The sequence below is a fragment of the uncultured Kordia sp. genome, from assembly GCF_947489565.1.
Classification (GTDB): Bacteria; Bacteroidota; Bacteroidia; order Flavobacteriales; family Flavobacteriaceae; genus Kordia.
Genome location: NZ_CANLEA010000018.1, coordinates 19744 through 32660, shown reverse-complemented (window position 1 = coordinate 32660; position 12917 = coordinate 19744). Strand labels below are relative to the sequence as shown.

The window sequence follows — 12917 nt, the reverse complement described above, 5'->3', positions numbered from 1 at the left end:
CAATACAAGTTGGGCTGACTTTATCGTTAGGCTTCTAGGTTATTGAAAATTATGGACAAATATATACATAATTTTAGTGCCTTTGAAACTATTTTTAGTACACAAGACTTATTTTAGAGTTTGCTATTCATCTATACTAAAATACAGAAAATCAGGGACATTCTTATAAAGAAAACTTAATTATTCTGTAAATATACCCAGCCTGTATAAGTTTGTTCTAATAATAAAGGACTTGCCAAGGTATTTTCATCATTTAAATACAACACATAAAAATAAGTTCCTGTAGGAAGTTTTTTATTTTTTGGAGTGCCTCTGTTAGCATATCCATCCCAATTGGACGTATTTCTATTTCCAACAAAGATGAGCGTGCCATATCGATTATAGATGTTTATGGTATGATTTGGATGTGCTTCTAAATTTAAGATATTGAAAACATCATTTTTGCCATCACCATTTGGAGAAAAACCGTTTGGAATGTAAATTTCGCAATCATCCACAATCAAGTCAAAATTAGTAGTTTCCATACAGCCAAAAATATTCTCGACAGTTACATAAATTGTTTGCGGATTGGAAACATTATCATATGCAGTTGGTGTTGTAATTTCATCTTGAAATGTTCCGTCTGAATTTGCAGTTTCGTAATAGGTGAAAATAATGTTTGAAGCAGGATTTATCGTAGTTTCATTCACTGTTAAGTCAAAAGTTACAGATTCGGTTTCGTTCAACTTGCAAGCTTCCAAATCTTCGGGTTGTGTTATTTCGGGACTTTCCAAAAGGAGCAATTCAAAATTTCCTATGGAAGTACATAATGTATTGCTATTGGTAACTTTTATAAAGATTTCTGCGGGATAATTACTAGTACTGTATGCATCAGGATTTATAATGATATCTGTATTGTTTGAAGCATCTTGCAGTGTTTCAAAATATTCGAAAGTAAGTAAAGGATCACTGAAAAAACTTTCTTGAACCGTCAAATCAAACATAATACTTTCAACATTATCGCAAATTTCCAAAGCGGGTAATGTTGGAATCTCGGGCGAAGTAGGTAAGGTGAAAATTTGTGAAGCACTATTGTTATCTTCATTAATTTCATCGACTGTTCCTGTGCCAGTTCCGTCATCATCAACGACAATTAAAAAATCGAATGTGTCTGGAATTGTGGTAGGAATACTCACTGTAATTGTTTGCTGTGTACTTCCGCCAATGGGAAGTGCTACTTGCGTTGCATCAGTGGCAATTAAAATTCCATCTGCATATAATGCAATCGGTGTATTTTGAGGTAAAGCCGCTGTACTATTTGTATTTGAGATGGTATATGTAATTTCTAAATCGCGTGAATCACATTCAGAATCAATCTGATCAATCGTAACTGTTGCATCTGGAAGTTGACTATTCAACACTGTAATAATATTATTAATCATTACGAAATCTTGTCCAGAAGTCAGTGAAATCGTTGCTTCGGTATCTCCAATATTGATGTTATTTTGAATATTATAAACGTCAATATCCATATTGTATAAATCGTTTGCTCCTGTAAAACTATTGGTTCCATTAAAAGCATTATCTGGAGGGTTTAAAGGGAAATTTGAAATGATAGTACCATTTACACGTAGCGATTCATTCACGCTTAAAGCTTGATCGCCTTCCCACGCAATAAACCCTATTTTTGCGCCCATATTGTCAAAAACGTTGAGATTGGTGAGTGTAATTTCCAATTCTTCAGGAACACTTTCCAAACCATCATACACATTGAGTTGATTCAGCGGAAGCGAAGGGTTTTCATAAATAACGGTGATTGCCCAACCTCCAAAATTGGTTCCGCTGGGACAATAAGGACCAATTACAGAAGATAAATCGAATTCACTGACAGTATACAAACCATTTCCTTCTGTTTGTACAATGGAAGTTACATCTGCAAAAGCGGCAAAAAAAGTACGATTCGCATCTAAAGCATCGCTAAACGTACGTTGTGCTGTTACTGGAATTCCGTTCAATTCTATATCAAAATCACCATCATCTGATCCTGCCCAATACAAATAAGCAGCGACCATCGTTTGATCTGAATTGAGTGTTAAGCTTGCGCTAGAACTGGTATTGATGACACAAATTCCATTTGCACCATTTTCAACAGTATTGAGTGTGTTTCCAAGTGCAGTATAATCAAAACGACCGTTAAATTGTTGAAACAAAGAAATTTCTTGGGCGGTTGAATTGAATGTGCAAAAAAAACAACTTAGAAACAGAAGAATACTTATGTAAGTTTGCTTTTTCACACATTTTTTGATTTATGCTTGAAAGTAACAAATTCTTACCTCATAAAAAAAACCGAAGCTAATTTTCTCCAGTTTTTTGTGTATTTCTTTTCTATTTGTTTGATGTGAATTATCTCTTTAAAGTAAAGTGATTGATAAATTCTTTTGGCGAACCATCAAAAGGATCTACATATTCCACTCTAAACCAGTAATCCTGTGATGGCATTGGTGAACCATTGAAGGTTCCATCCCAACCGATTCCTGCTGGACTGATCTGTTTTAATAGTTTTCCATATCTGTCAAAGATGTAAATCTTCGCACTAGGTTGATTTCTAAGTCCTATGATATTCCATGTTGGATGGTACTCATCTCCATTTGGAGTGAAGAATTTCATATAATCAATCAGTTCAAAGGTTCTTACCAGTTCTCCACAGCCATTGGTGTCTCTAACTGTTACGGTGTGTTCTCCTGGTTGTAAGTCTAAGAACTCTCCTGTATCTTGCCATTCTCCATCATCTAATTGGTATTCATACACGCCTGATCCTCCTGTTGCTGTTGCTATTACATTGTGTGTATCTGCAAAGGCTGGTGTGGTAATCTGTACATCTAAGCTAGCTGGTGCTGAGGATGCTTCATACGTCACACTATCACTGTAACTACAGTTCGTTGGGAAGTTTCCATCAGTAATCACTAAACTATAGGTTCCTGCCGTAGTTACTTGTACTGTAGCGGTGTTAAAGATTCCATTTGGAGTATTCCATAGATAAGTAAAGCCTGCTCCTTGGTCTTCTCCGATGAATGGTCCATCTTGGGTGGTTCCAGTAGCTGCATCCACACATAAGATATCATCTGCTGGTAATGTGAAGACTGGTAATGGATTCACCTGTAAGTTCACTAGTACTGGATCAGATAGACAGCCTGTAATGGTTTGTCTTACCCTTGCATACAAGGTCTGTGGATTCGATGTGTTGGTATAACTCGTTGCATTAGCAATCGCATTGATATCAGCATCTGCATCTGTAGCTGTTTCATAGTAAGAAACCGCCATGTTCAATTGTCCATTAATGATATCTGCATCTAACGTCGTTAGATCAAACACTGCGGTATCTTGATCTGCCTCATCTACCGCACATAGTTGATACGTGTCTGGTGCTGTTGCCGTTGGGATTGGTTCTACACTGAGTTCTAAACTAGCAATGTTATTGGTGTTTACACATCCTGTTGCAGTGTTCTCCACTCTGATAAAAATTGTCTGTGGATCACTCATATTCTCAAAGCCGTTTACTAAGGCTCCTGTTCCTGCTAATGCCTCTGCCACTGTTAAGTGATAGGTCACTGTAAAGTCAGCCACCATCTGTGGAGCAGTTAGTAAGTCTAATGAAGCTGTCACTACATCCCATTCAAATTGTCCTACATTGTCATTGTCATACTCACAGAATACATAAGTAAATGCCGTTGCTGTAAGTTCTGGCAATGGATGTACAATTACTGGTAATTCTACTACCTTGTAACATGGTAACATATTGCTATCAATCTGAATATCACTCTCTACTCGTACATAGATAATCACCTGTCCGTTCACATCTGCTGTTGCCATATCTACGGCATGCATCGTTGGATCTGCAATTGGATTGGTATCTGCGTCTGCATCTTCTTGTGTTGTATGGTAACTTACCGTTACATTACTCTCATTATTTACAATCTCTGCTTCTGATTGTGTCAGATCAAAGATTAAGATTCCATTGGTTGCATCTCCGTCCGTATCATCATCACAAGCCTCTAAGATTGTAGGCATTGTGTTTGGTGTTGGAATTGGAAGTACTCTCAATGTCATGGTAATATCGGTAGTACATCCTGCGGCATTGGCTGCTCTGATGTATAACACCTGTGGATTGCTAATGTTTTGATAGGCTGTTGGATCAGCTATTGGAGTATCTGCGTTTAAGTCTGCCTCAGATGCGTAATACGTTAAAGTAAGTCCATTATCTCCATCAACTATTTCCAAATATCTGTCTGTAAGATCGAAGCTGCTAATTTCATCACTTTCACTTCCGCTCTCTAAATCATCACATAAAGAAAATGGCGTTGGCTGCACTAGTTTTGGGGCATCAACAACTATGATATCAAAGCTTCCAATGGCATAACATTCTGTAGCATTGTCTTCTAAACGTACCCAGATTGTTTGTTGGTTTATTATAATGTTGATGTAATCCGTTAGATTTACTATTGGAGATACATCATCGATTGCATCTTGTTCACTCTCATGATAGGTTAGTGTTAAGTTTCCTGGTGTTTGTGTGCCATAGATCTCCATTTGAGTCTGCGTTAAATCAAACATCGCAAAACCATCGGATGGATCTTCATCACATACTTCTAAATCAGTGATGTTGATTGGAACTTCTGGAATTGCAATCACATTGATCTGTAATGGCGTCACTGTAAAACAGCCTGTAACCGTATTGGTTGCTAACACATATAATGTCTGACTATCCATCACAATGTTTGTATATGGACTAGCAAGTGCATTTAAGTTAGCAATCGCTTCTGCTTCTGTCTCATGGAAACTATAGACTACATCTGGTTCCATATTTACAATAGCTGTGACTAGTGCATCTAAGTCTGTAGCCACAAAACCATCATTGTCATCATCACAGGTATCTGCTAAAAGCAGTCCATTTGGATCTAAGGTTGGACTCGGTAGTGGATTTACACGAATGTCAAAAGTGATAGTGTTTTGACAACCTGTAGTATCATTAGTAGCCAATACAAAAATCGTTTGTACTGCCACAACCGCATTTGGATACATTGATGGGTTTGTTATTTCATTTCCATTGGCTAAATCTGTAGCATTTGCATAATATAACAAGCTAATGCCTGGTACATTGTTGACCAAGTCTTCTGCTAATGATGTTAAATCAAATACTTCGATTTGATCATCTAAAGTAATCGCATCACACAGTTCTAAGCCTGGTAATTGTATTAGCACTGGAAGTTCATTCACAATCAGTGTTAAGTTGGTAATACTAAAACATCCTGTTACTTGATCTTCTACTCTCACCCAAATCACTTGTGGACTTGGTGGAATGTTGCTATAAGCATTTGGATTGTTGATTTCTCCAACCGTCGTTCCTACCACAGCGTTTGCTTGTGTATTATAGTAACGAACCGTATGTGTGGTTGGATCTTCTCCGTTTAGAATATCCATCTCTGCTTCTGTTAAATCAAATTGTGCAATCTGATCAGCAGTTACATCATCACATTCTGCTAAACTTGTCGCATCTAAAGCAGCAATCTCTGGTGAATCATGAACGATTAAATCTAAAGAAACTACATTAAAACAGCCTGTTAAGACATTTTCAACACGTACATAAATGGTTTGATTGTATGGATTGATGTTTCCGTAAGCCGTTTCATTCGGGATTTCATTCACATCATTATCTGCATCTTCTGGTGTTTCGTGATAGGTTACTGTTACCTGACCTGGCAATACACCTCCCGTGATTTCACTCTCAGCATTGGTCAAATCAAAGATTCCGATGCCATCATTGTCTGTATCACAGTATTCTAATGGTGTAGGAGCATTGGCAACTGGTGCTTCACTCACAATTATATCAAAGCTTGTAGTACTAAAACAACCTGTAATTCCGTGTTCAACACGAACATATATGGTTTGCGGATTGCTAGTATTTGTAAATGGAACAGCAAGCGGATTTGTATTGGTATCTGCATCAGTTTGACTGATATAGTATTGAACAGATATGTCAGTTTGAGTTCCTGAGATAGCAGCAGACTGAGCGTTTAAATCTACAGCAGTGAATCCATCAAAAGGCGTTTCATCACAAACATTTAAGGTTGCTGGCATATTGGCTATAGGATTTTCATTGATAATTAAATCAAAGTTCATTGCCGTATTTACACAACCAGTAATCGTATTCGTCGAACGAACATATATTGTTCTAGGAAATGTTGTGAATGGACTCACAATAGCACCTGTATTTGTGTCGGCATCAGCTTGTGATTCATGATAGGTAACATCAATATTGGTTTGTCCATTAATGACTTCCGGATCTTTTATTGTTAAATCAAAAGTAAACTGGTTCGCAATATCACTACAAACAACATAGTCCGTTACAGGATTTAAGTCTGGTAATGGATTTACTGTTAACGTGATGTGCTCACCTAAACCTAAACAAGCATTATTTGCATCACTGTCTACACGTACAACTATATTTTGAACATTTGGAGAAGCATCATTTCGATGGTTGCTGATATCTGCAATTGCATTTTGTTCTGCCAAAGCATCTGCAAAGTTTTCATAGTACGTAATGGTCAGTGTTTGTCCTGTAGCTGTAAATAGTGCATTAATTTGAGCATCAGCATCACTAAAGTCAAATGTAGCAACTCCATTTGTGTTATCTCCATCTACAGTATCATCATCACATACTTCATACGTTAGTTGGAATGTGTCTGGGATTTGTGTTGTACCTACAATTAGGTTTACTTCTCCTGTTCGGAAACAACCATTTACGGTTTCAATTCTTACAAATACTTGCCCACCATTACTACTGTTATATGCTGTATCATTTATAATTGGACTCGTCGCGTTTTGTGCATTTGTTAAGCTTGTGTAGTACGTAAACGTTTCATTTGCGGCGTCTGCAGATAGTAAGGTATTTGCTTCTGTAAGATTGAAATCGGATAAACCATCTGTATCGTCATCACATTGTAATAGTGCTACTGGTTGCATGATTACTGGAAGCGGATGTACTACAACATTGAATGTTACTGTATCAAAACAATTTGGATTATCAACATTTTCGATACGTGCAACTATTGCGTTTCCGCCAGCGGTTGTGTTTATGTATGTAGTTGATAACACATTCATAGCATCGTTTGCATCTGTTTGATTCGCATAATAGCTGATGTTGAACTGCATATTATCTTGTCCAGCCAACACTTCCGTGTCTAGCGTAGAAAGATCAAAAGTGGCAAGTCCATTTGTATCATCTCCATCTGCAGTATCATCACATAATTCGTAATTCATCACAGCATTTGCTGTTGGTTGGTCAAAGACATCAAAATCGAAAGAAGTGGTATCAAAACAAGTAGTATTGTCATTGTTTTCTATACGAACAAAAATCGTATCCAGTCCATATGCAGTTGCATTTGTGTAAGAACTAGCTAACGGATTCATATTCATATCAGCATCATCTTGACTCGCGTGATATGTTACCGTAAATAACATCGTATCTTGTCCATTTAAAACCGTAGCAGTAAACGAATCTAAATCTAATGTCGATAAACCATCATTGTTATCATCACAGATGAATTGGTCTTCAATTGGATTTGCTGTTGGTAATGTAAATATTGCAACATTTGCTTCTCCCATCAAAGGACATTCGCCATTATTTTGCTCAATTTGTACTTCATACAATCCAGCATCTGCGAGTGTTACGTTTGTTAAATCTAGTTGAAAAGTAGTTTCTGCTAAAGGATTTCCATTAAGTGTCCAAGTATAGGTAGCTCCAGCAATATCATCTGCCATCAGTGTGTAGCTTTGAGTCGTACATAATGATAGCTCTGTCATAGAAACTCCATTACGAATGATATCTACAGGTGTCGCAAATAGTGACTGAATAAATGGAGGTAATCCAATTCTGGAAAGGTTTGTATTTGTATTTGTGATGTCTAGTAATACACCATTTTCATTGTAGACAACAGCAGCACCATTAGCTTCTGGATTTTCAATGACTGCTAAAAAACGTCCTGTATTGGCTGCATTACTAAAATCTAGCAACGCTCTATATATTCTTCCATCGATTCCGACTTGAATTGCTCCAGCAGAAAATGTAGATGAATTGTTTATGGTAAATTGAGAACCTGGAATGTCTGCTGCCAATAAATCATACTGTAATAATAAACTATTTCCAGTTCCACTATTTCCAAGTCCAACCGTGGCATATAATTTTGTTCCTTCTGGCGAAAATTCTACTCCATAAGGAGAATCTCCGTCATATAATTCAAGCTCATTGCTCACAATTCCTGTAGTATTGTTGAAATCGTATAGCATCACTTTTCCAGGACCATTTCCACCTTCCACATTTGTCAATCCTAAATGTGATGCCGCTAGTTTATCTCCTTGTGGAGAAGCTTTTAAATAACCAAGTGCATTTCTTCGATACCCTGAAACCGGAATTTCTGTCGGAGTGCTACTAATAACTGGCGTAGTGTCTACACCACTGTTATCAACTTTAAAAGCATAAAAGTCATCAATAAAGTGCGTAAGAACCCAAAATGATTCACAATCAGAGCTTTTAACAGCCGATATTTTTTCAGAACATTTGTATTTTCTTTCTTGTGCGTCATTAACATCATACGTAACTAGAGGAATGTTTTTTTGTGCATTATCAACAAAACCAATTCCATCGGTCATATCAACAACTGTATAGTTTAAACCATGATTTGTGGCTTCAGTTTCATCATGATGTGGTTCATCAACCGTAAAAATGTAATAAATGTTTGGGTCTTGCGGTTTTGGAACAATGATCGCTGAAGATGTACTTGAACTATCTCCATTTAAACCAGTACCATTCGTCATTATCAAATGGTTTCTGTTCCAAACAGTAATTCCATCTGAATAAAATAATAAATTCCCATCTGTGTCAGAAATTGAAGCACAGCCTTCTAATGTATTTAAACTTCCATCTGTAACAGCTGCTACAGCTCCAGTGTCAGGATCAAATTGTAATCCTGCATTTTGACCAAAGTACCAGTTTGCAGCTTCACCTTGTGCAAGTAAAAAAGTAGGAAGGGTAATAAGAATGAATAGTAAAATTTTTTTCATCTGTAATTGATATTTATCTAAGACATAAAAATGCTCAATAATCCAAGTTAATAACTCTTTTCTGTAGTTATTATTTTAAATTTTTGAGAATTGTTCTTTTTAAAAAAGAGTATGATTGAAATAACAATATTATAAAAGTTACCAAGTTTACCGATTATTGGGGAATAAGATGGTCTTTCTTTATAGTGAGATATTTCATAGCAATTTTCCATACTCAATAGCCGTCAAATATACTAATTACGAACCAAAAAAAGAGCGAATTGCTTCGCTCTTTCTGTAAAATCTATTGGATTTGTATACTATTTTGTTATAAATCTCTTCGTTTTAAGAGTCTGTATGATAAAAATATTGAAAGACCAACCCATGCCGCTGCAATTGCAATTTCATACCAATGTACGGCATAATCTGTCGCCATGATTTCTGTAGGATTGTTTACATTCGCCATACGTATAACTGGCTGATCTATTAAATTCCACATTGCTGTAAATGGTAAGAATTGAAAAATAGCATTGGCTGTTTCTTCATTTGCCCATTCAAATTTTGTTAATGCATAGAAAATCATTTCTGTAATGTAGAGGATGAATAGAAAACCTAATGCAAATGCAGAACGTTTAATTAATACACCTACTAATAAACACAAACTAAAGAACGTCATGAGCTTCATAAAGTATCCTAAAATGAACTCAGAACCGTTAAAAATGGTATCTAAATATAAATCAGATGATGGCGCATGTGCAATTCCTAGCGATAAGGTAATGACGAATACAAGTGCCGTTACTACAGCAGTATACGCAAGAATGAAATAAAATTTAGATAGAATGACTTCTTTTTTGCTTAAACCATCAATGAGGTTTTGTTTTAGTGTCCGATTGCTGTATTCGTTTCCAATCATGGAGACGACGACAATGGCAAAGAAAAACTTGAAAAAGGCAATAAAGAATGTGGTAATATGCCAAATGTATGGGAATTCAAATATTTGTGTTTCAGATAAATCAATAGTGAATAATCCGAAAAAGTTAATTTTTATGGATGAAAGGATTAATATAGATAGTGGAAAAACAAAAGAGATATAAATTAATATTCTACTGGTTCTGTTTAACCATAGTTTTTGGAATTCTATTTGTAATAAACGTAACATAGTCGTAGCTGGATAAAATTAGTTAGATTGGTTTTCAGTAAGCATCAAGAATTGCTCTTCTAAGCTTTCTTTACGATTTACTAAGTGCGATAACACTATGCCTTGATCAAACATGGCTTTGTTGAAATCGCCTGCATTGAGTGGTTCTTTAAGGAAAGCTTTGATGAGTTCTCCTTCTCTGGTTACCGAACCAAAAGCATCGTGCTTTTCTAAATAGGCAATGAGTTCTGCTTCTTTGTCTGTTTTTAACTCAAAGAATCCTTGACTTGCCACCATTTCGTCCACGCGACCCGAATAGATTTTTACTCCTTTTCGTAAAATAACGACATGCGAACATACTTTTTCAACTTCGTCTAATAAGTGAGAAGCTAATAAAATCGTAGTTCCTTGCGTTGCAATGTCTTTAATAATCTCTCTAATTTGATGTATTCCTTGCGGATCTAATCCGTTAGTAGGTTCATCCAAAATTAAAATTTCAGGATCGTTCAATAGGGCAGAAGCAATCGCTAAACGTTGTTTCATCCCTAAAGAAAACGTTTTAAACTTACTGTCTTTTCGATCTATAAGTCCTACCGTTTTTAACTTTTCGTCAATTTTATCTTTAGATACATTTTTAATTTTACAAACCAGCTTCAAGTTGTCATAAGCCGTCATATATGGGTAAAAATTTGGGCGCTCAATAATCGCACCAACACGTTTCAAAGCATCGTGTACAGCAACATTGCCATCAAACCAATGAAAATCTCCAGAAGTTCTATTTACCACATTTAAGACCATTCCTAAAGTAGTAGATTTTCCACTTCCATTAGGTCCTAAAATACCGTAAACATTTCCCTTTTCAATGGTAAATGATAAGTTTTGTACCGCTTTGACGTTCTTGTAATTCTTACTCAGATTCTGTAGTGTGAGGATGGTATTCGAATTTTTCAAAGTGATATAGTTTTTTTGATTGATATATACTTGACGACTGATTTTAAAAATTGTTACAAAATATAAGGAAAGCTTTTTTAAAAAGTAGTGAATATCTGATTTTCTATGAAAATAAGCAAAAACGTCCTTGTCAATAGCGCATGATAATTTTATGATAGATAGTTTACAGATGATAGAAGGTTTTAAAACTAGATGATGTATTTTTAAATCTGAATTCAGAATCAAAATACAATCCATCTAATGGAAGAACCAATCATATCTAAGAAGAAACCCGCATTTCCAGTCAATACATTGCTAAACGATTACCTTTCTGAACATGGTAGAACCATCAAAATTCCCATATTTTACGACGATTTATTACGGTTTCAAGGTTCTGTTACTGTGTATGATGCAGACGAAAATGATACACTTTGGGTACGCACATATTACAATGAGTTTGAACGTGAGGAAATTGATTTAAGCCTAAAAAAAGTCTACTCAATTTTACATTCTGATGGAAACGAAGACATCATTCAATACTTAAATGTGGATGCTATTGACTATTGTACGTTTGGAAATTCGAAACCTTTTCGCGTCAAAATTCGAAACATATTAAACGACAATTACACCTACTTTTATGTAAAAACTGCAGATGCTTCTCGAATTTATGGTTTGGAATTGGAACATATTTTATCTCCCAACAATCTAAATTTTTTAGTGTATAAAAACACGCTGATCGAAGAACATATTGCAGGAATTCCAGGCGATGTTTTTATTGAAAAAATGCTCAATGATTGTACAACTTCTGAAAAAGCGCAAATAGCTAAAGAGTTTGTCAAGTTCAATGAACGATGTATGATTCGCTTGCTTGGTGATATGCGTTCGTACAATTATGTCATTGTGCCTACGCATGATTTTGACAATGTTATTTTTAAAATTAGAGCCATTGATTTTGATCAGCAATGTTATGAAGGAAAGTTCAAAGTATACTTACCGCAATTTTTTAAAGAAAACCTTAAAATGGTACAATTGGTCGGCGAAAAACTGCAAGCAGATTCCATAGAACAATACAAAGCAGAAGAACGTTCTATCATAGCAAAACGCATGTTGAGTTCAGAAAATCGCATGCAAGAATTATTGGAATGTATGCAGGAAGATACCTTGTCTACCAAAGAAAATGTAGCATTATTGACACAAGAAGTCTTTGGTTTTACAAAAGATTTGAACTTTAAAAATCTAAAAACTATGGGCGATGTATTGAATCAAGCATTGCAATTTGTCCGTAGAAACTATGAAAATGTAAAGCGTTAAAAGGCTTATTCATTAGTTATTATTTGAATAGGTTGTAAAACTAAGTTTCTTTGGGTACAGATGTACAAATCTAACCAAATATTCTTCATAAAAAAGTACACTTCTTCTATAATTTAGTATCTGAAAATGGTAAATACCAAAAGGATACATTAACATTTAAAATTTTAAATTATGAAGAAACGAAGTATTAAAAATTTGAATTTGAACAAAAGAGCTATTGCATCGATTAGAGAGATTAATGCTGTAAAAGGAGGGAATACAGTTTATTATTGTGCATGGGGTGTAAGTGCTGATCATTCCTGTTATTCTCCCTGTGGAGGAAATTATGCTACAACAGGATGCAATCCAAATCCTATATTTACACCTGGACTCGGTCATGTTTTTATTTACGGTGTAGAGGATGAAATGGATTAATTATCTATGATTCTATATAAAAAAGAGGTTGTCTTAAAAGTACAGATAT

Annotated in this window: 6 protein-coding genes; 2 read left to right on the top strand and 4 right to left on the bottom strand. The window is 35.5% G+C overall.

All coding sequences use genetic code 11. From position 1 onward, the window contains the following. Positions 1–176 precede the first annotated feature (176 nt). The 4 genes from Q0845_RS21040 to Q0845_RS21025 all read right to left on the bottom strand — a co-directional run bounded on the left by Q0845_RS21040 (position 177) and on the right by Q0845_RS21025 (position 11164). On the bottom strand, positions 177–2189 hold the full coding sequence (locus Q0845_RS21040; protein WP_298517421.1) for a gliding motility-associated C-terminal domain-containing protein: 2013 nt from the start codon (positions 2187–2189) through the stop codon (positions 177–179). A gap of 193 nt (positions 2190–2382) precedes the next feature. Then, positions 2383–9096, bottom strand: a complete 6714-nt coding sequence (locus Q0845_RS21035) for a T9SS type B sorting domain-containing protein (protein ID WP_298517418.1) — start codon at positions 9094–9096, stop codon at positions 2383–2385. 307 nt (positions 9097–9403) lie between these two features. After that, on the bottom strand, positions 9404–10234 hold the full coding sequence (locus Q0845_RS21030; protein WP_298517415.1) for an ABC transporter permease subunit: 831 nt from the start codon (positions 10232–10234) through the stop codon (positions 9404–9406). A gap of 18 nt (positions 10235–10252) precedes the next feature. Further along, positions 10253–11164, bottom strand: coding sequence for an ABC transporter ATP-binding protein (locus tag Q0845_RS21025; RefSeq protein ID WP_298517410.1), 912 nt, complete (start codon positions 11162–11164; stop codon positions 10253–10255). Positions 11165–11404: 240 nt separating this feature from the next. On the opposite strand from Q0845_RS21025, the gene Q0845_RS21020 reads away from it, so the two are divergent. Both Q0845_RS21020 and Q0845_RS21015 read left to right on the top strand, forming a co-directional pair. Beyond that, entirely contained in the window at positions 11405–12454 is a 1050-nt protein-coding gene (locus Q0845_RS21020; protein ID WP_298517407.1) for a hypothetical protein, read from the top strand. 171 nt (positions 12455–12625) lie between these two features. Continuing rightward, positions 12626–12868 (top strand): hypothetical protein, encoded by a 243-nt coding sequence (locus Q0845_RS21015; RefSeq protein ID WP_298517404.1) that lies wholly within the window; start codon positions 12626–12628, stop codon positions 12866–12868. The last annotated feature ends 49 nt before the right edge of the window (positions 12869–12917 follow it).